Below are 18,554 nucleotides of genomic sequence, written 5' to 3' on the forward strand. Positions count from 1 at the left end.
TTTCGGGCGGCGGTCGCATCGTCGGCCGAGCGCCCAGAGCGGACCGCGCCACTCCCCTTGTCCTGCATAGGGCTTGACGGTCCGTCACTTTGCCAGATTGACAGGTCTCGGACAGAAACCGCCCCTACGGTGCCGTGCCCATGACAGACACCGCAGATGCGCGTCACGACGCGCCCTCCGAGTCCCCCCAGTACCTCGGCCGCCGCACCGTGCTGATCGCCACCGGCGCCACGGCCGCCACCCTGGCCGTCGGCGCCGTCGCCGCGACCGACGCCCCCGCCGCCGACGCCGCCGACGCCGCCCCCGTGGCGGCCGCGGCCGTCTGCACCCTCACCAAGGAGCTGACCGAAGGCCCCTACTACCTCGACGGACAGTACGTCCGCGCCGACATCACCGAAGGCAAGGCGGGCATCCCGCTCAAGCTGACGCTCACGGTCGTCGACGACGACACCTGCGTCCCGCTCAGCAACGCCCTCGTCGAGATCTGGCACTCCGACGCCCTCGGCGAGTACTCCGGCTTCGTCGGCAACAACGGCCACAACGAACCGGACAGCGGCACCTTCCTGCGCGGCGGAGTCCTGACGAACTCCAGCGGCGTCGCGTCCATCACCTCGATCTACCCGGGCTGGTACCGGGGCCGCTGTGTGCACATCCACGTCAAGGTCCACACGAACGTCACCCTGACCTCGGACGGCTCCTTCACCGGCGGCCAGGAGATCCACACCGGCCAGCTGTTCTTCGACGAGACGATCACGACCGCCGTCGCACGCGTCTCGCCGTACTCGACGAACACGGTCACCCGCACCACCCTCGCCCAGGACTCCATCTACGACGAGGGAGGCGCCGCGTCAGGGCTCCTCACGCTCACCGCGCTGGGGAGCACGACCTCCGCGGGGTACGCGGCGGCCCTGACGCTCGGCGTCGAGTCGAGCTGACCTCCCCACCGCCGCCGGCCGTGCGTCACCAGGTGCGCGGTGACGCACAGCCGGTCCGGCTGAACGTGGCCCTGGCCTGCGCCGCCGCGTTCCAGGCGATCCACCGGCAGAACGACCGGGCGCCGGGCAGCATCGGGTCGGTGGCGCTGGTCGGCATGGGCGCCCGGACCGGCCGGGTCCCGGCACGGGTGCGCGCCAACCTGATGTGGACCGGCTACACGCTGTTCAACGACCACACCTTCGAGGACGACGACGACCTGCGCGCCACGATCGTCGCGCAGCTCGACGACCTGGAGAACGCCTCCGTGGAGACGCGGGTGCGCATCGCGCCGCCGAAGCGCTCCGCCGCCCGCCGCTGACGGGGTCCGCCCGGCCGGCTCACGGGTTCTCCCAGGCCGCCGGTTCCGCCGCGAGGCGCTGTACGGGGTCCGGGAGGGCGTCCGCCGCGACGTCGGCGATCGTGACGCCCTCCAGGATCTGGCGGACGTTGGCGCGCAGGGCGATCCACAGCGGCAGCAGGGGCCGGGCGGAGCCGGTGTAGGCGAGGTCGGTCGGGCGTTCGCCGCGGACGGACACGATCGGGCCGTCGACCGCCCTGATCACGTCCGCGACGCTGATGCTGCCGGGGTCGCGGGCCAGCCGGTAGCCGCCGCCCCCTCCGCGCCGACTGTCGACGATCCCGCCGCGCCGCAGGTCGCCGAGGATCCCTTCCAGGAACTTGTGCGGAATGCCCTGCGCGGCGGAGACGGTCTCCGCCTTCACCGGGTCGCCGCCCTGCCGTACGGCGAGCTCCAGTACCGCCCGCACCGCGTAGTCCGCCCGTGCCGAGATCCTCATACGGACATTGTCCGGTGCGCCGCCGGCGGGCGGCGCACCGGCACCCGGGTCAGGCCAGCCGGATCACGTTCCAGGACATCGGCTCCAGCGTCGCGGTCAGCTTCCCGTCGGCGACCGCCGTGCCCTCACCCGTGTGCGGGGCCACCCGCTCGGGCTCGGCGAGGGTGTTGCGGGCGTCCGGGTCGGCGTCGGAGAGCACGCTGTGCTCGACGAGCCGGGTCACCCCGAGACCGCTGAGCGCCACCTCCAGCGGGAGCGACTCGCCGCGGCCGCGGTTGATGGCGAAGACGGTGACCGTGCCGTCCTCGGCGCGCACGGCGGTGGCGTGCAGCAGGTCCGCCTCGCCGTACCGCTTCGTCTCGTACGTCGGGGAGTCCACGCGCACGTCGAGGACCTCGCCCCGGCCGTACTTCGAGGCCTGCGCGAAGGGGAAGAACGTCGTCTGGCGCCAGGCCGGGCCGCCCGGCTCGGTCATGATCGGGGCGATGACGTTGACGAGCTGGGCGAGGCAGGCGACGGTGACGCGGTCGGCGTGCCGGAGCAGGGCGATGAGCAGGGAGCCGAAGACGACCGCGTCGGTGACGTTGTAGTTGTCCTCCAGCAGGCGGGGCGCCTCGGGCCAGTCCAGGGCGCTGACCTCGGCCTCGGTCCGGGACAGGTACCAGACGTTCCACTCGTCGAAGGAGAGGTTGATCTTCTTCTTGGACTTCAGGCGGGCGCCGATGTGGTCGCAGGTCGCGACGACGTTCTGGATGAACGACTCCATGTCCACGGCGGAGGCGAGGAAGGAGTCGACGTCGCCGTCGTGCGGCTCGTAGTAGGCGTGCAGGGAGATGTAGTCGACCAGGTCGTACGTCTCCTTGAGGACCGTCGCCTCCCACTCGGCGAAGGTGTCCATGGACTGGCCGGAGGAACCGCAGGCGACGAGTTCGACGCCCGGCTCGATCTGGCGCATGGCGCGGGCCGTCTCGGCGGCGAGGCGGCCGTACTCCTCGGCGGTCTTGTGGCCGGTCTGCCAGGGGCCGTCCATCTCGTTGCCCAGGCACCACAGCTTGATACCGAAGGGGTCCTTGTCGCCGTGCTCGGCACGCAGGTCCGACAGGGCCGTGCCGGACGGGTGGTTGGCGTACTCCTGGAGCTCGATGGCCTCGGCGACACCGCGGGTGCCGAGGTTGACGGCCATCATGGGCTCGGCCTGGGGGCCGACCTTCTTCAGGAACGCGATGTACTCGGAGAGGCCGAAACGATTCGTCTCCGTGGTGCGCCAGGCCAGGTCGAGGCGGCGGGGGCGCTCCTCGACCGGACCGACGGAGTCCTCCCACTTGTAACCGGAGACGAAGTTCCCGCCGGGGTAGCGGATGGCGGTGACGCCGAGTTCGCGGACCAGGTCCAGGACGTCCTGCCGCAGGCCGGCCTCGTCGGCGGTGGGGTGGCCGGGCTCGTAGATGCCCGTGTAGACGCAGCGGCCGAGGTGTTCGACGAAGGAACCGAACAGGCGGGGGTTGACCTCACCGACGGTGAAGGCGGGGTCGAGGGTGAAGCGGGCGGTGCGCATCTTTTCCTTCCGAAGGGGGTTGTGTTCCGTCTGCGGGTGGGCGGGTGGGGGGTGGGGGCAGGTCGCGGGCGCCTTACCGGACGACCGGCCAGCCGTTCTTCTGCCAGCTCAGCTCGTTGAGCCCCAGCTTGGGCGTGCCTTCGTCCTCGGCGTCGTAGTAGTGGTAGGCGAGCCAGTCGCCGCCCTTGTCCCGGAAGACGGACTGGCCGCCGGTGCCGATGAAGCGGCCATGGCCCTCGAGGACGAGGTCGCCGCCGCCCTCCAGGAGCGCCTTGCCCGTGCTGTCGACGTACGGGCCGGTGACAGAGGCGGAGCGGCCGACCTTGATCTTGTACGTCGAGTTCACGCCCGAGCAGCACGCGTCGTAGGAGGCGAAGAGGTAGTAGTAGCGGCCGTGCTTGACGATGTACGGGCCTTCCACCGCGTACGGCGCGTCGGGGCGGGTGGCCAGGTGGTGGACGGTGGCGCCGGTGACCGCCTTGCCGGTCTTCGGGTTCAGCTCGACCATCCGGATGCCCGTCCAGTACGAGCCGAAGGCCATCCACAGCTTGCCGTCCGCCTGGATCAGGGCGGGGTCGATGGCGTTCCAGGTGTCAGTGGTCTCGGAGGTGAAGACCTTGCCCTGGTCGGTCCAGGTGCCGGGCAGGCCGCTCGGGGAGGTGGCCACGCCGATCGCGGAGTGGTTGGTGCCCCAGGAGGAGACGGCGTAGTAGAGCCAGTAGCGGCCCGCGCGGTAGGAGAGGTCGGGGGCCCAGGGGTCGCCGGTTTCGTTGTACTCGTACCACCAGCTCGGGGGCTCGGCGAAGGCGTTGCCCGCGTCGTCCCACTGCGTCCCGTCGTCCGACAGGCGGGCGCCGATGATCCCGCCGGTCGAGTAGGCCACGTACTGGCCGGACTTCAGGTGGGAGACGGTGGGGTCGTGGATGATCTCCTGGCCGGTGATCGGCCGGGGGTCGGGGTAGGTGGCGTCCGCCCGGGCGGTGCCCGGGAGCAGGGCCACGGCTGCGGCGGCGAGCAGCGCGGCGAGTCTGAAGCGCTTCAACTCAGGCTCTCCTCGGAGGGGTTACTGGCCGGCCAGACCGGTGTGGGCGACACCCGTCACGATCTGCCGCTGGAAGAAGACGAAGACGATGATCAGGGGCAGGCCGGCCATCAGGCCGCCGGCCATGAGCTGGGCCCACTGGATGCCGTAGGAGTTCATGACGGTCGCGATGCCGTTCGGCATGGTCATCAGGTCGGGGTTGTTGGTGACCATGTACGGCCACAGGAAGTTGTTCCACGACGCGATGAAGGTGAAGATGCCGACCGCGGCGAGCGAGGGCCGGGCGAGCGGCAGGACGATGGTGAAGAAGACCCGCCAGCGGCCCGCGCCGTCGATGAACGCGGCCTCCTCCAGTTCGCGCGGGATGCCCTGGAAGAACTTGTAGAGGATGAAGACCATCGCGGCGGGCGCGCACTGCGGCAGGATCATGCCCCAGTAGGTGTCGACCATGCCCATCTGCTGGACCGTGGTGAACAGCGGGACGCCGAGGACGGCCGGGGAGACCATCAGGCCGGCCATGACCACGCCGAGCAGGAGGTTCTTGCCGCGGAACTCGGTGCGGGCGAAGCCGTATCCGGCGAGCGCGGCCACGGTCAGCACGACGGCGGTCACGCACACCGAGACGACCAGCGAGTTCACGAACCAGTTGGTGATGTTGCCGGACTCGAAGATCGCCGTCCAGGCCTGGCCCGTCCACTCCTTCGGCAGCCAGTGCGTCGGCACCTCGACGGCCTCGGTCTCCGATTTGAGCGAGGTGAACAGCGCCCAGGCGAGCGGGGAGAGGAAGACCGCGGAGACGACGGCGCCGAGGAGGGTGAGCACGATCTGGCTGGGGGTCCAGCCCCTGCGCGGCTTGACGCGGGTCTGTGCGGCGGTGCTCATCGGCCGCCCTCCTCACGGTTGCGCAGCAGCCACATCCGCGCGAGGGCGACGGCCGCGATGATCACGAAGAAGATGATGGAGATGGCGGAGGCGTAGCCCACGCGGTAGCTGGTGAAGCCCTCTTCGAGGGTGTACTGGACGAAGGTCCTGGTCGAGTTCTCCGGGCCCGGCCCGAAGTCCATCATCACGACGGCCTGGTCGAAGACCTGGAGCGAGGCGAGGATCTGCAGGGCGATGACGAGGCCGGTGATGTTGCGCAGCATCGGCAGCGTGATGTGCACCATGCGGTGCCAGGCGTTCGCGCCGTCCAGCTTGGCGGCCTCGTAGAGGTGGCCGGGGATGCCCTGGAGGGCGGCGAGGTAGAGCAGGAAGCTGAAGCCGACCGTCCACCACAGGGTGGTGATGACGATGGCGAGCATGGCGTACGACTTGTCGGTCAGCCAGGGCGTCTCCAGGCCGAAGACGTGGTTGATCATGCCGTTGCCGGGGTTGAACAGCCACTGCCACAGGTTGCCCGCGACGGTGGAGGGCAGCAGGAACGGGGCGAAGAAGCACAGCCGCCACAGCCACTTGCCGCGCTCGATGTGGTGGGCGAGCATCGCGAGGAGGAAGGCCATCACGGTGATGCAGGGCACGACCAGGAGCGTGAAGTACGCGCTGTGGCGCAGCGCCTCCCACATCAGCTCGTCCTGGAGGGCCTCGCGGTAGTTGTCGAGGCCGACGAAGCTCGCGCCGTCACCGGAGATGTTGGCGTCCGTGAAGCTGAGGTAGAGGCCGCGCAGCAGCGGCCAGACGACGAAGAGGGCGAACAGGGCCAGGAACGGTGCGACGAACCAGGCGCCGTGCTGGAAGCCCTGCTTGCGGCGGACGGCGGCACTCGGCGCGGCGGTCCTGGCGCGGGCCGGTGCGATGACGGTCTCTGCGCTGGTCGTCGTCATGCGACCGCACCTCCCTGCGCGGCGGTCCTGCCGTCCATGGGGTTCTTCGAGGCGAGCAGCTCGGTGAGCGTGCTCTTCATCCGGCGGGCGACCGCGTCCGGCTTGGCGGACCCCATCGTCGAGGAGACGACGATCGGGCCGACGCGCTGGGCGAGGATGCCGGTGGAGCCGGCGAACCACACCTTCGGCTCGGTGGCCTGGTGGTCCATGGCCGAGACGTACTCGTTCTGCGGTTCCAGCTCCTGGTAGGCGGCCGTGGACAGGGTCGGCGTGTAGGCGGGGATGTGGCCGCCGGCGGCCCACTGCTGGGCGTGCTGGACGACGTAGGCGGCGAGCCGGTGCGCGGCCTCGTTGGCGGCGCCGCCGCGTTCCGCCTGGTGCGGCAGCACGAAGGAGTGCGACTCGGCGTGGGTGGCCTGCTTGCCGAAGACGGGCGGCAGCGGGGTCGCGCCGTACTCGACCTTCGCGGCGTCGAAGACCGGCACCGACCAGTTGCCCTCCCAGGCGAAGGGGGCGCCGTTGACGAACTGTTCGGCGCCCGCGCCGCCCCCGTAGGCCGGGTTGGCGTACCCGTCGGTGATGTGCCGGCGCAGGAACTCCAGGACCTGGGTGGCCTTGTCGGTGTCGAAGGTGACCTCGGTGTTGGCGTCGTCGAACCAGGTGCCGCCGAGCTGGGTGTAGAAGGCGACGAAGAACCACCACTGGAAGTTCTGGTCGTTGTGCCACAGGCCGATGGTCTGGAGGCCCTTCTCAGTGGCCTGTTTGGCCTCCTTCAGGACGTCGAACCACTCGTCGACCGACGTCACGGGCACCATGCGCCCGTCGGCACCGAGCAGGCCGGCCTTCTTCAGCACGTCCTTGCGGTAGTAACAGAGCTGTACGTGGATGTCGAGCGGGAGGGCGTAGAGCTTGCCGTCGATGACGGCGCGCTTCCACAGCTCGGGGTTGAAGTCCGCTTCCCGCACGCCGTACTTGGCGAGCAGGTCGACATCCCAGGGGTCGAGGAGGCGGCCGGGCGAGAAGCCGGTCACCCTGCCCAGGTGCATGACACCGAGGTCGGGTGCGCGGTTGCCCGCCGCCGCCATGGCCAGCTTGGTATAGAAGGGGCTCCCCCACTGGAGTGTGGAGTCCTTCACCGCGATGTCCGGATGCTCCTCGCGGAAGGAGTCCAGCATCGCGATCATGTTGTATCCGTCACCGCCGCTGAAGAGGTTCCAGTACCGCACCCGGGTCTGAGAACCGGCGGCGAGTGCGTCGGCTCCTGTGCCCAGTGCGGCGAAACCGAAGCTTCCAGCGACGGTCAGTCCTCCCACGGCAGCCAGCAGCTGCCTGCGGTTCAGGCCAGGTTGTCCCATACCTTGCCCCTGTCGTTCGGCATGTCGAATAGCGCTCGTAACTTCGAACGGGACCGTAGGTTCGATGCGGCCGCGCGTCAATGGTTCTGACACGACTTCCGGCACCGACTTCCGGCACCGACTTCCGGCCCGCCTGGCGACAGCGCTTTTCGTCCGGCCGCCGCCCGGGAGAACCTGTGAACGGCATCGCGTGACGCGGACACATCCGGCCGCGTAGGCTCGAACAGGCCGCCGCAGGGCGGTGAGAGAGGGGACCGGATGGACAGGTCGGGCACCCGCGGCAGGGCGGCCCGGATCACCTCGGCGCTGCGCCGCGCCAAGACCGGCCCGGCCATGCGCGAACTGGCCGGCGGTCTCTCCGCGGCGCTACGGGCGCGGCCCCGCCCCCCGGCCGGAGTGCGCGAGGTGTCCCGGGCCCTGTGCGAGGCGATGGCGGCGCTGCGCGGCGGCCGGCCCGTGGAACTGCGCTTCGAACGGTTCCCCGACGAGTTCGATGTGACCGGGCTGTGCGTGGAGTTCCAGGACTTCGACCTCGTCATCGTCGAGGAGCGCGCCGAGGACGTCCAGCAACTGGTCATCCTTGGACATGAGTTGTGGCATCTGCACGCCGGCCACCGGCACCACCGGCACGGTGTGGGCGCGGCCGCCGCGCACGCGCTGGCCGGGCGGCCCGGCTGGGACGACGTCGCCCTGGCCGTCGCCGCCCGCGACGGCTCCCGCCAGGACGACGAGGCCGAGGCCGACGCCTTCGGGCACCGGCTCGCGGCCGCCCTCCGGCCGTACCTCTCCGGACGGGACCGCGGCACGCCCCCCGACCCCGTCCAGCGGACCCTGGGATACCGCGGGCGCGGGAGTACGGCACGGTGACGGTGACGGTGACGGGTATCGCGGGGCTCGCCGGGACGGGGGCCGCGGGGCTCACCGGGCCGGGGGCCGCGGGGTCCGCCGGGCCGGAGGGCGTGGGGCTCGCCGGGACGGATGCCTTCCCGCTTGCGGGCAACCTCCTGAGCGGCGTGTACGTCTCCTTCTGGCTTCCCACCGTCGTCCTGACCGCCGCCCTGGCGATCAAACTGCCCAGCATCCTCAAGCTGTGGCGGGACCCGCTGCTGCGGGCCGTCGGCGGCCTGCTGGTGTTCGCCTGCGCGGTGTTCGTCTTCGCGGCGCCCAGCACCATCGCCTGGACCAACCGGGTCACCGGCGTGCCGAACATCGCGGCGCCCTGGGTGTACTCCCTGCTCACCGCGCTCTCCGCGTCCTGGCTGCTGCTGATCATCGCCTGGCGCAACGGCGGCACCGAGCGCTCGCCGCAGACCCGCCGCGCCACCCGGTGGGTGGTCTCGGTCTACGCGGCCGTGGTCGTCGCGCTGTGGGTGCTGTTCGCGCTCGCCAACGTGCCCGTGGAGCAGATCCGCGACCTCGACACGTACTACGCCACCACGCCGTTCATGCGCGAGGAGATCCTGCTCTACCTGGTCGCGCACACCGTGGCCTGCTCCATCACCGCCCGGCTCATCTGGAACTGGATCCGCACCGACGGCCTCGACGCCTGGCTGCGCTGGGGCCTGCGGTTCCTGGGCGTCGGCTACGCCACGAACCTGCTGTTCAGCGCGGCCAAGCTGACAGCCGTGGCCGCCCGCTGGACCGGGCACGACCTGGACTGGCTCAACACCAACGTGGCACCGTCGGCCGCCTGCGTCGCCGCCACCCTGGTCGCGGTCGGCTTCATCGTCCCGCACGCCGGCCAGTACCTCCAGGAGCGCTGGCTGGTCCGCCGCCGGCACCGGAGCCTGAAGCCGCTCTCCCGGCTGATGCGGACGGTCAGCGGAGGCCGCGAGCCCTTCGCACTGCGCGCGACCTCGGAACTGCGCCTGATCCGCCGTGAGACGTTCATCCGCGACGCGCTCCTGCAACTCTCCCGCCACCTCGACGAGGACCTGCGCCGCCGGGCCCACGAAGCGGCCCTCGCGCTCGGCCACGACCAGCACCGGGCGCGGGCCCTCGCCGCCGCCGTGACCATCCTGGACGCCGTCGCGGACGGGGAGGCGGGGGGCGGTGGGGGGCGCTCCGGGGGGCGGGGTGGGGGCGCGAGGGCGTCGGGTGCGGGCGCGGCAGGGCCATCGGGCGGGCCTCTGACGGCGGGCGGGGCCGGGCCGTTGGGCAGGGCACGGACGTCGGGCGGGGTGCGGGCGCCGGGTGGGGTACGGGCGTCATATGCGTCCGGTGCGCTCGGCGCGTCCGAGCCGTCTGCCGGTGCCTCCGCGGCCGACGTATCCCGTGCGTCCGGAGCGATGGGCTCGTCGGATGCGCCGAATGCGTCCACCGCCTCCGGTACACCCGGCGCGCCCGGTGCCTCCGGGCCCTCCGCCGGTACGTCCGGCGCGTCCGGTCGGGCGGTGCCGCCCGGGCCGGGAGGCGCGTCCGGTCCGGCGTTCTCGTCCGAGCCGGACACCACCTACCTGCTGCGGGAGATCCAGGCCGTGTCCGCCATCCTGCGCCGCCCCGAGGAGATCACCGCGGTACGCGCCCGCGCGGCCGCCCCGGCAGAGAGCGTGTCCACGCATGACTGAACCGTCCACCCCCGCGAGAACCGCCGTCGTCCTCGGGGGATCCCATACCGGCATGCTCGCGGCGCGTGCCCTGGCCGGGTTCGCCGACCGGGTGGTCGTCGTCGAGCGCGACGTGCTGCCCGAGGGGCCCGCGCCCCGCAAGGGGCTGCCGCAGGCGCGCCACGCCCACATGCTGTGGTCGGGCGGGGTACGGGCCGTGGAGGCCCTGCTGCCCGGAATCACCGACACGCTGCGGGAGGCCGGGGCCCGTCAGGCGCCGGTCACCACGGACATCGTCGGGCTGTCCCCGCAGGGCTGGTTCCGGCGCTGGGCCGAGTCCCATCACGTGATCCTGGCCGGGCGGGACCTGCTGGACGCGACCCTCCGCGCGCGCGTCCTCGCCGACCGCCGGATCGAGGTGCTCGCGGGAGCGGAGGCGGTGGGGCTGGAGGGCGGCGCGGCGGCCGTCACGGGGGTGCGGGTGCGGATGCCCGGGGAGGGCGAACGGGTCCTCCCGGCCGGCCTGGTGGTCGATGCCACCGGCCGTGCCTCCCGCGCCTCCCACTGGCTGACGGCCCTCGGGCTGCCCGCCGCGGAACGGCGCGAGGTCGACGCCGGCCTGGCGTACGCCAGCCGGCTCTACCGCGCGCCCGAGCACGCCCGCTCCGGCTTCCCCGTCGTCAACGTCCAGCTCGACCCGCGGGCCGCCGGGCCGGGACGGTCGGGGTTCCTCCTGCCCATCGAGGACGGCCGGTGGATCGCCACCCTCACCGGCACCCGCGGCGGCGAACCCTCCGCCGCCGAGGACGACTTCGTCCGCTTCGCCCGTGAGGAGCTGCGGCACCCTCTCATCGGGCGTCTGCTGGAACAGGCCGAGCCGCTGACCGGGGTGTCCTTCACCCGGACGACCGTCAACCGCCGGCACTTCTACGAGCGGATGCCGGCCTGGCCCGAGAACTTCACCGTCGTCGGCGACGCCCTCGCCGCGCTGAACCCCGTCTACGGTCACGGGCTGGCGGTGGCCGCCCAGAGCGCGCTGCTGCTGCGGCAGGTGACGCGGCGTCACGGGTGGGGGTCGGCGGGGCTGTCCCGCCGGGTGCAGAAGGCGGTGGCGAAGCCGGTCGGCGCGGCGTGGCAGCTGGCGGTCGGGCAGGACGTGTTCTACCCCGGCGCGACGGAGGGCGGGCCGACCCTGCGGGACCGGATGGTGGCCGCGTATGTGGACCGGCTGATGTACACGGCGACGGGGAACGGGCGGATCGCCCGGCGGGTGACGGACGTGACGTCGTTGGAGCGGGGCCCGGAGGTGCTGCTGGCTCCGTCGGTCGTGGCGGCGGCGCTGGTGGGGCCGCTGCGGCCGGCGCTGAGCGGGCCGCCGTTGACGGGGGACGAGATGAAGCGGGCGGGGTTGCAGTAGCCCGCAGGGGGTGGGGCCGCGCGGCCCCACCCCCTGCGGACCGGCGCTCGGCGCCGGCGCTCAGCCGTCGAACGCCGGCTGTGCCACGCCCTGGCCCGCCCCCGGGACCACCAGCAGGGACCCCGCCACCGGGTGCGGGGCGTCCAGGCCCACGCGGGCCGTCGTGATGTACAGGTCGGTCAGGTCCGCCCCGCCGAAGGCGCACGCCGTGACGCGGGGGGTCGGCAGCTCGACGACCCGGTCCAGTACGCCCGCCGGCGTGTAGCGGCGTACCGCCGCGCCGTCCCAGAGGGCCACCCACACGCACCCCGCCGCGTCGACCGTCAGACCGTCGGGGAAGCCGGCGCCGTCCTCGATCTCCACGAACGGGCGGCGGCCGGAGACCCGGCCGTCCGCGTGGTCGAAGACGTCGACGCGGCGGGTCGTGGAGTCGATGTAGTACATCAGGCCGCCGTCGGGGCTCCAGCCCGTGCCGTTGCTGACGGTCACGTCGTCGAGGACGACCTCGGCCGGACCGTCCCCGGTGAGACGGGAGAGGGTGCCGCCGCCGGGGGCCTCGTCGTAGCGCATGGTGCCGGCCCACAGGGAGCCGTCGGGGGCGACGGCGGCGTCGTTGGCGCGGCGGCCGGGGACCGGCTCGTGGTGGAGCCAGCGCAGGCCCTCGCCGTCGGCGTCCAGCAGGGCCACGCCGTCCCGGAGGTTGAGGACCAGTCCGCCGCCCGCGCGGGGCTTCGCCGCGCCGACGTGCTGGTCGACGACCCGGACCGTGCGGTGGCCGGTGGCGGGGTCGTAGGTGTGCAGGCGTGCGCCCAGGATGTCCAGCCAGAGCAGCCGGCCGGCCGCCGCGTCCCAGGTCGGGCCCTCGCCGAGGGTCGCCTCGGCCCGGACCGCCACCTCGTACGTCGTCGTCCGCGTCGTCGTCGTGCGCGTCGTCGTCGTGCGCGTCGTCGTCGTGCGCGTCGTCGTCGTGCGCGTCGTCGTCGTGCGCGTCGTCGTCATGCCACGCTCCGGTAGCCCAGGAGCTCGGACAGCTCGGCGGCGCCCTTGGCGGCGAGCTGCTCCAGTTCGGCGCGGCGCTCGTCGCTCCAGCGGATCATGGGGACGGAGATGGACAGGGCGGCGACGACCCGGCCGGTGCGGTCGCGGACCGGGGCCGCCACGCAGCTGACGTCGGGGTTGGACTCACGGCTCTCCACCGCGACGCCCCGCTCGCGGATCTCCGCCAGGGCCTCGCGCAGGGCGCCCGGGTCGGTGATGCTGTTCGGCGTCATGGCGACGAGGTCGGCGTCGTCGGGGATACGGGCGGCCAGCTCCGGATCGGGGAGGGAGGCCAGCAGCATCTTGCCGACGGAGGTGCAGTGGGCCGGGAGGCGACGGCCGGCCGCGGACACCATGCGCACGGCGTGCGTGGAGTCGACCTTGGCGATGTAGATGACGTCCGCGCCTTCGAGGATGGCCACGTGGACCGTCTCGTCGCAGGTCTCGGCGACGGAGCGGGCCACCTGCTGGCCCTCGGCGGCCAGGTCGAGCTGCTCGGCGTACCGGCTGCCGAGCTGGTACGGGCGTACGCCGAGGCGGTAGCGTCCGGGCTGTCCGGACACGGGGACGATGTACGACCGGGCGGCGAGCGTGGTCACCAGTTCGTGCACGGTGGTGCGCGGCAGTTGCAGCCTGCGCACGATGTCGGGGGCGGAGAGAGTCCCGTCCCCGTCGAGGAAGAGCTCGAGAATGTCGAGAGCTCGGGTCACGGCAGGTACGAGTCGTCCCACGACCGGCCCCCTCCCTAAGTCGACTCAGGTGCCTGTTCGAGATTTCAACAGACGATCGGCATGACGAACACAGGCTAGTCATACAGCGACGTGGCGGGCAATGGTCATGGACGGCGCACCCCGACGAGAAGGGCGACGATGGGCCCCATGCCGTCCGAGAAGCGCCCCACCGGCCCGTTCACCCGCCTCGACTTCCAGTTGGTGCTGCTGCGCCGCATGGCCGACCACAACCCGGACCTGGTGGAGGAGGCCCGGCGCGGGCTGGGCGCCTCCCTGGGCGACATGCGGGAGGCCAACAAGCGGTGGCAGGCGATGGTGCGGTCGCCGCGCGCCCGGGGCTCCCTCGCCCGGTACCGCTCGGTGCTGGGCGAGCCCGAGTCGAGGACGCCCCGCCGGATCGGCGACCTGGACTGCGAGGCCTGGCTCTGGCCGCTCCCGCTCTGGCCCGGCCTGCGCTTCGAGGTGCTCACCGCCCCGAAGGGCGCCGTCTGGAACGAGTGGCTGGTCCGCGCCCCCGGAGCCGAGCCGCCGGTCCTGCGCACCCTCGACGACCTCACCCCCTGGTCGTGCACGGTCGACGAGGCCGCCCGCGCCTTCGCCCCCGCCCGGCCCCTGGAAGGCTCGGCCCCCACCCGATGGGGCCTGGCCTTCACCGCCCCGGACCGCCGGGGCGCACGCCGGGAGGTGGCCGCCGAGTTCACCTGGGGTCTGTTGCAGCGGACGGCGGTACGGGGGTAGGGGGCAGGGGGGTAGGGGGGCAGGGGGGCAGGGCGGGGCCGGACAAGGGACCGGGCGGGGGCGAAGGCGCGGGCGGCGGGCAGGGACGCACGCGCGGGCGGCGGGCAGCGCGCGGGCGGCGGGGTCAGCCGGTGGTGGCGGCCGTCAGGATCGCCTCCGCGACACGGGACACCGACCCCGGGTGCAGGAACAGGAAGAGGTTCGGCTCGACCAGCTCCAGCTCCATCACCAGCGGCTCCCCGTCGTCCCCCGTCACGAGGTCGACGCGGGCGTACAGCAGCCCGGACGCTTCGGGGACGGCGGCCAGTGCCCGCTCGGCCACGGCGAGTTCGGCCGGGGCCGGGGTCCACGGCTCCAGCCCGGGGTGGGCGACCTTGTCCTCGTCGAAGGCGGTGTCGGGGGCCAGGACGGCCCGCTTGCGGCTGGCGTGCAGCAGCCGCCCGCCGAAGAACTGAAGGGCCCGCTCTCCCCCGGTGTCTATGGACCGCACGTACGGCTGCACCATCGCCGTCAGCCCCTCCTCGTGCAGCCGGGCGAGGTGCCGTACGGCGGTGTCGTGCCGGTCGGGGGTGTACCGGGCGGCGTAACGGGCGCCCGCCCCCGAGGTGGGCTTGATCACGTACTCGTGGTCGACCGGGAGACCGAAGCCGTTTCCGGCACCCCCGGCGCCCCCGGCGCCCTCGGCACCCCCGGCGCCCCCGGCGCCCCCGGCGTCCCCGGCGTCCCCGGCGTCCTCGGGCGCGAGGTAGCGGGTGGGGACGACGGGCACCCCGGCCGCCGCGAGGTCGCCGAGGTAGCGCTTGTCGGCGTTCCAGCGCACGACGCCGACCGGGTTCGCCAGCCGCGTCGCCTTGGCGCAGCGCTCCGCCCACGCCGTGAACTCGGCCGCCCGCCAGCTGTAGTCCCAGGTCGAGCGGATGACGGCGAGGTCGTAGGAGGCCCAGTCGGCGTCCTCGTCGTCCCAGTGCACGGCCTCCGCCTCGGCCCCGGCGTCCGTCAGCGCCCGCAGCAGGACGGGAAGGTCGCCGTCCCTGCTGGGCTCCGGGCGGGGGTCGTAGGTGACGAGGGCGATGCGGGGCACGGCGGGCTCCTTCTGGTGCGGCTGGTGTCCGGGCAGGCTAACCGCCGACCGCGCGACCGCGGCAACCCCTTTCCGCGCCGGCGGGCCGGACCACGTGAGGTGTGTCGTCGCCGACGTGGTGGAGGCGGCGTAGATCACATCGGACTCCGGCCGCACCGGATGCCACCCGCTGCGGGGTATGGACGATCCTGACGGCAGCGACGTCGGCCATCCGGCGTCGGCCGCCCCGGCGCCGTTCCCCGGCGTCCGTCTCCCCGAAGGAGCACCGCGTGTCCTCTCTCTTCCCGGCCGTGACCGAGCGGCCGTCCGGCCAGGTCGCCCTGCGTTTCGGCGACCGATCCCTGACGTACGCGGAGCTCGCGGCGGCGGCCGGTGCCGTCGGCGGGCGTCTGGCGGGCGCGCGCCGGGTCGCCGTGTGGGCGACGCCGTCCCTGGAGACCGCCGTCGCCGTCGTGGGCGTGCTGCTCGCCGGGGCCGCGGCCGTGCCGCTGAACCCGAAGTCCGGGGAGCGGGAGCTCGGGCACATCCTCGGCGACAGCGCGCCGGCCCTGGTGCTGGCCGCTCCCGGGGACGAACTGCCCGACCCGCTCGAGGGGTTCGAGCGGGTCGACGTCGACGTGCGGGCCGACGGGGACGCGCGGAACGGCGGGGCGGGGCGGAACGGCGGGGCGGGGCGGGCCGACGGGGCGGCCGGTGCGGCGCGCCCCGGCCACGGTGACGCCGACGACGCCGCCGCCGACGGTGACCCCGCCCTGATCGTCTACACCTCCGGCACCACCGGCCCGCCCAAGGGCGCGGTCATCCCGCGCCGGGCGGTCGCCGCCACCCTGGACGCCCTCGCCGACGCCTGGCAATGGACCGGGGACGACGTGCTGGTGCACGGGCTGCCGCTGTTCCATGTGCACGGGCTGGTGCTGGGCGTCCTGGGTCCGCTGCGGCGCGGCGGCTCCGTACGGCACCTGGGGCGGTTCGGGACCGAGGGCGTGGCGCGGGAGCTGAACGGCGGCGCGACCATGCTCTTCGGGGTGCCGACGATGTACCACCGCATCGCCGAGGCGCTCCCCGGCGACCCCGCGCTGGCCGAGGCGCTCGGCCGGGCCCGGCTGCTCGTCTCCGGTTCCGCCGCGCTGCCCGTGCACGACCACGAACGGATCACGGCGGCGACCGGACAGCGGGTGATCGAGCGGTACGGCATGACCGAGACGCTCATGAACACCAGCGTGCGGGCGGACGGGGAACCCCGCGCGGGGACGGTGGGCGTGCCCCTGCCGGGTGTGGAGCTGCGGCTGGTGGAGGAGGACGGGTCGCCGGTCGCCGGGTACGACGGGGAGACCGTGGGCGAGATCCAGGTGCGGGGGCCGAACCTGTTCACCGAGTACCTCAACCGGCCCGACGCGACCGCGGCCGCGTTCACCGCCGACGGCTGGTTCCGGACCGGCGACATGGCCGTACGCGAGCCCGACGGCTACGTCCGGATCGTGGGGCGCAAGGCCACGGACCTGATCAAGAGCGGCGGGTACAAGATCGGCGCCGGGGAGATCGAGAACGCGCTGCTGGAGCACCCGGGGGTGCGCGAGGCCGCCGTCACCGGGGAGCCGGACGCGGATCTCGGGGAGCGGATCGTGGCCTGGGTGGTGCCGGTGGACCCCCAGGCGCCGCCGGCCGCCGACGAGCTGGCCGGCCATGTCGCCCGGCGGCTCGCCCCGCACAAGCGGCCCCGGGTGGTGCGGTACCTCGACGCGCTGCCCCGCAACGACATGGGGAAGATCATGAAGCGGGCGCTGGCCTCATGAGCGGCGTCCCGCGTCCCGGCGCGCGGGAGGCCGTCGCCCTGGTCTCCGACTCGTTCACCGAGATCCCCTACGGCGAGATCCCCCACGGCGAGCGGGAGCCGGCGCCCGACGGCCCCCTCGCCTGGCCCGGCTACGACGCCTCCCGGGCGCGGGCCGCCGAGCGCACCGGTGAGTCGGAGTCCGTGATCTGCGGCACCGCGCGCGTCGAGGGCACCCCGGCCGTGCTGATCGCGTTCGAGTTCGGCTTCCTGGGCGGGTCGCTCGGCGAGCGCGCCGGCGACCGGCTGGAGGCCGCCCACGCCTACGCCCGTGCGCACCGGCTGCCGGTCGTCGCGCTGGTCGCCACCGGCGGCAGCAGGATGCAGGAGGGCATGCTCGCCCTCACCCAGCTCCAGCGCGTGGCCCGGCAGTCGGCGCTCACCCGGGAGGCCGGGCTGCCGCAGATCGCGGTGGTGCGGGACCCGACGACCGGCGGCGGCTGGGCCACCCTGGGCGCCGGTGCCGACGTGGTCCTCGCGCTGCCGGGCGCCCAGGTCGGCTTCGCGGGCTCACGGGTGCGGCCCCCGGACGCCGATCCGGCGGCCTACACGGCGGAGGCGCAGGTCGCGGCGGGCTCGGCGGACGCGGTCGTGGCGCCGCAGCGGCTGCGGGAGACGCTGGGGCGGTGGCTGCGGCTGCTGACCCGGCCGTCGGACGAGCCGGCGCCGGTGCCGGCGCCGCTCGGGGCGAGGGACCTGCCGGCGTCCGGAGGGGACGCCGTCCGCCGCGCCCGCTCCCCCCGGCGTCCGCGCGCCGCGCACTACCTGGACGCCTACTTCACCCACCGCGTCGCGATCGGCGGCGACCGCTGCGGCGGCACCGACCCGGACGGCGTGCTCTGCGGCTTCGGCGAGCACGCGGGCCGTACGGTGGCGTACGCCGCCCAGACCGGGGCCGCGACCCGGCCCGCCGGGTACCGCACCGCCACCCGGCTGATCCGGCTCGCGGACCGGCTCGGCATCCCGGTGCTGACCCTGGTGGACACCCCGGGCGCCGCCAACGACGCCGAGGCGGAACGGCAGGGGGCGGGCCCGGCGATCGCCGATCTGTTCGCCGCGGTCGCCACCGCGCGCACACCGGTCACCACCCTCGTGATCGGCGAGGGCGGTTCGGGCGGGGCACTGGCGCTGGCCGCGCCCGGGCGCACCTGGGCCACGCCGGACAGCTACTTCTCCGTCATCGCGCCGGAGTCGGCCGCCGCGATCCTCAAACGGCCCCCGGAGGAGGCCGAGGCGACGGCCGACCGGCTCCGCATCCGCCCGCAGGACCTGGCGGAGCTGGGCGTGATCCGGACGGACGGCCCGTGAAGTGGCCGGATTCCGTCGCCCGCGACGGCGCGGAGCCCCGGGAACAGGACAATCTCACGTACCGTCCGTAACAATGTCGGTGCGTAGAGCCGCAGATCCGTGGAGCCTCAGAGCTGTGGAGCCTCAAAGCTGTGGAGCCGCTGGAGCTGTGGAGCCGCTGGAGCTGTAAAGCCGACGCGGTGACGCGATCACGCGGTGACGCGACACGACGGACGACGGACGACGGACGACGGACGACAGCGCTACGACGGACGACGGACGACGGACGACAGCGCTACGACGGACGACGGACGACGGACGACAGCGGAACGACGGGTACG

16 protein-coding genes and 1 pseudogene are annotated in these 18,554 nt (G+C 73.3%); 8 read left to right on the plus strand and 9 right to left on the minus strand.

The annotated features are described in order from the left end of the window. Positions 1-140: 140 nt before the first annotated feature. Together ACFV9M_RS01080 and ACFV9M_RS01085 are read left to right on the plus strand one after the other, a co-directional pair. Positions 141-935 (plus strand): intradiol ring-cleavage dioxygenase, encoded by a 795-nt coding sequence (locus ACFV9M_RS01080; RefSeq protein ID WP_385062238.1) that lies wholly within the window; start codon positions 141-143, stop codon positions 933-935. A gap of 32 nt (positions 936-967) precedes the next feature. After that, positions 968-1,294 carry a hypothetical protein gene (locus ACFV9M_RS01085; RefSeq protein WP_385062240.1) on the plus strand — a complete coding sequence of 109 codons (327 nt, stop codon included), beginning with the start codon at positions 968-970 and terminating at the stop codon, positions 1,292-1,294. Positions 1,295-1,313: 19 nt separating this feature from the next. On the opposite strand, the gene ACFV9M_RS01090 is transcribed toward ACFV9M_RS01085, so the two are convergent. The 6 genes from ACFV9M_RS01090 to ACFV9M_RS01115 form a co-directional block, all read right to left on the minus strand. Further along, positions 1,314-1,772 carry an RrF2 family transcriptional regulator gene (locus ACFV9M_RS01090; RefSeq protein WP_385062242.1) on the minus strand — a complete coding sequence of 153 codons (459 nt, stop codon included), beginning with the start codon at positions 1,770-1,772 and terminating at the stop codon, positions 1,314-1,316. 49 nt (positions 1,773-1,821) lie between these two features. Continuing rightward, positions 1,822-3,327 carry an alpha-N-arabinofuranosidase gene (locus ACFV9M_RS01095; RefSeq protein ID WP_385062244.1) on the minus strand — a complete coding sequence of 502 codons (1,506 nt, stop codon included), beginning with the start codon at positions 3,325-3,327 and terminating at the stop codon, positions 1,822-1,824. 73 nt (positions 3,328-3,400) lie between these two features. Continuing rightward, positions 3,401-4,369, minus strand: a complete 969-nt coding sequence (locus ACFV9M_RS01100) for an arabinan endo-1,5-alpha-L-arabinosidase (protein ID WP_385062245.1) — start codon at positions 4,367-4,369, stop codon at positions 3,401-3,403. 21 nt (positions 4,370-4,390) lie between these two features. Further along, positions 4,391-5,251, minus strand: coding sequence for a carbohydrate ABC transporter permease (locus ACFV9M_RS01105; protein WP_385062247.1), 861 nt, complete (start codon positions 5,249-5,251; stop codon positions 4,391-4,393). Beyond that, the gene (locus tag ACFV9M_RS01110; protein ID WP_385062248.1) at positions 5,248-6,189 is read right to left on the minus strand and encodes a carbohydrate ABC transporter permease; all 942 of its coding nucleotides are present in this window, start codon (positions 6,187-6,189) and stop codon (positions 5,248-5,250) included. The genes ACFV9M_RS01105 and ACFV9M_RS01110 overlap by 4 nt, the downstream gene beginning before the upstream one ends. Continuing rightward, entirely contained in the window at positions 6,186-7,544 is a 1,359-nt protein-coding gene (locus ACFV9M_RS01115) for an extracellular solute-binding protein (protein ID WP_385062250.1), read from the minus strand. Before ACFV9M_RS01115 ends, ACFV9M_RS01110 begins: the two co-directional genes overlap by 4 nt. Positions 7,545-7,802: 258 nt before the next feature. On the opposite strand from ACFV9M_RS01115, the gene ACFV9M_RS01120 reads away from it, so the two are divergent. From ACFV9M_RS01120 to ACFV9M_RS01130, 3 genes and pseudogenes are all read left to right on the plus strand, one after another. Then, positions 7,803-8,411 carry a toxin-antitoxin system, toxin component family protein gene (locus ACFV9M_RS01120; protein WP_385062251.1) on the plus strand — a complete coding sequence of 203 codons (609 nt, stop codon included), beginning with the start codon at positions 7,803-7,805 and terminating at the stop codon, positions 8,409-8,411. Between the two features lie 137 nt (positions 8,412-8,548). After that, positions 8,549-9,586 (plus strand): annotated as a pseudogene (locus ACFV9M_RS01125) (MAB_1171c family putative transporter); the annotation flags it as partial. 517 nt (positions 9,587-10,103) lie between these two features. Continuing rightward, positions 10,104-11,507 carry an NAD(P)/FAD-dependent oxidoreductase gene (locus ACFV9M_RS01130; RefSeq protein WP_385062253.1) on the plus strand — a complete coding sequence of 468 codons (1,404 nt, stop codon included), beginning with the start codon at positions 10,104-10,106 and terminating at the stop codon, positions 11,505-11,507. 60 nt (positions 11,508-11,567) lie between these two features. Here ACFV9M_RS01130 and ACFV9M_RS01135 read toward each other — a convergent pair whose 3' ends face one another. Together ACFV9M_RS01135 and ACFV9M_RS01140 are read right to left on the minus strand one after the other, a co-directional pair. Further along, complete coding sequence (locus ACFV9M_RS01135; RefSeq protein WP_385073533.1) at positions 11,568-12,506, minus strand: SMP-30/gluconolactonase/LRE family protein; 939 nt, start codon at positions 12,504-12,506, stop codon at positions 11,568-11,570. Then, positions 12,503-13,276, minus strand: coding sequence for an IclR family transcriptional regulator (locus tag ACFV9M_RS01140; RefSeq protein WP_385073530.1), 774 nt, complete (start codon positions 13,274-13,276; stop codon positions 12,503-12,505). The genes ACFV9M_RS01135 and ACFV9M_RS01140 overlap by 4 nt, the downstream gene beginning before the upstream one ends. A 138-nt stretch (positions 13,277-13,414) precedes the next feature. On the opposite strand from ACFV9M_RS01140, the gene ACFV9M_RS01145 reads away from it, so the two are divergent. Continuing rightward, a complete protein-coding gene (locus ACFV9M_RS01145) occupies positions 13,415-14,014 on the plus strand; it encodes a hypothetical protein (protein WP_385073527.1) in 600 nt (199 codons plus the stop codon). A gap of 124 nt (positions 14,015-14,138) precedes the next feature. Here the strand turns inward: ACFV9M_RS01145 and ACFV9M_RS01150 are convergent, their stop codons facing one another. Continuing rightward, complete coding sequence (locus tag ACFV9M_RS01150; RefSeq protein WP_385073524.1) at positions 14,139-15,095, minus strand: RimK family alpha-L-glutamate ligase; 957 nt, start codon at positions 15,093-15,095, stop codon at positions 14,139-14,141. Between the two features lie 269 nt (positions 15,096-15,364). Between ACFV9M_RS01150 and ACFV9M_RS01155 the strand changes: the two genes are divergently transcribed. Both ACFV9M_RS01155 and ACFV9M_RS01160 read left to right on the plus strand, forming a co-directional pair. Further along, the gene (locus ACFV9M_RS01155; RefSeq protein WP_385073521.1) at positions 15,365-16,888 is read left to right on the plus strand and encodes an acyl-CoA synthetase; all 1,524 of its coding nucleotides are present in this window, start codon (positions 15,365-15,367) and stop codon (positions 16,886-16,888) included. Next, on the plus strand, positions 16,885-18,234 hold the full coding sequence (locus tag ACFV9M_RS01160; protein ID WP_385073518.1) for a carboxyl transferase domain-containing protein: 1,350 nt from the start codon (positions 16,885-16,887) through the stop codon (positions 18,232-18,234). Before ACFV9M_RS01155 ends, ACFV9M_RS01160 begins: the two co-directional genes overlap by 4 nt. Positions 18,235-18,554 lie beyond the last annotated feature (320 nt).

The sequence above is a fragment of the Streptomyces sp. NPDC059895 genome (genome assembly GCF_042731035.1).
Classification (GTDB): Bacteria; Actinomycetota; Actinomycetes; order Streptomycetales; family Streptomycetaceae; genus Streptomyces.

Bases quoted from the DNA above. Each gene is read 5' to 3' on its own strand.
- ACFV9M_RS01095 (WP_385062244.1), bottom strand. From the start codon at position 3,327: ATGCGCACCGCCCGCTTCACCCTCGACCCCGCCTTCACCGTCGGTGAG.
- ACFV9M_RS01130 (WP_385062253.1), top strand. From the start codon at position 10,104: ATGACTGAACCGTCCACCCCCGCGAGAACCGCCGTCGTCCTCGGGGGA.
- ACFV9M_RS01115 (WP_385062250.1), bottom strand. From the start codon at position 7,544: ATGGGACAACCTGGCCTGAACCGCAGGCAGCTGCTGGCTGCCGTGGGA.
- ACFV9M_RS01090 (WP_385062242.1), bottom strand. From the start codon at position 1,772: ATGAGGATCTCGGCACGGGCGGACTACGCGGTGCGGGCGGTACTGGAG.
- ACFV9M_RS01080 (WP_385062238.1), top strand. From the start codon at position 141: ATGACAGACACCGCAGATGCGCGTCACGACGCGCCCTCCGAGTCCCCC.
- ACFV9M_RS01105 (WP_385062247.1), bottom strand. From the start codon at position 5,251: ATGAGCACCGCCGCACAGACCCGCGTCAAGCCGCGCAGGGGCTGGACC.
- ACFV9M_RS01135 (WP_385073533.1), bottom strand. From the start codon at position 12,506: ATGACGACGACGCGCACGACGACGACGCGCACGACGACGACGCGCACG.
- ACFV9M_RS01145 (WP_385073527.1), top strand. From the start codon at position 13,415: ATGGGCCCCATGCCGTCCGAGAAGCGCCCCACCGGCCCGTTCACCCGC.
- ACFV9M_RS01110 (WP_385062248.1), bottom strand. From the start codon at position 6,189: ATGACGACGACCAGCGCAGAGACCGTCATCGCACCGGCCCGCGCCAGG.
- ACFV9M_RS01160 (WP_385073518.1), top strand. From the start codon at position 16,885: ATGAGCGGCGTCCCGCGTCCCGGCGCGCGGGAGGCCGTCGCCCTGGTC.
- ACFV9M_RS01120 (WP_385062251.1), top strand. From the start codon at position 7,803: ATGGACAGGTCGGGCACCCGCGGCAGGGCGGCCCGGATCACCTCGGCG.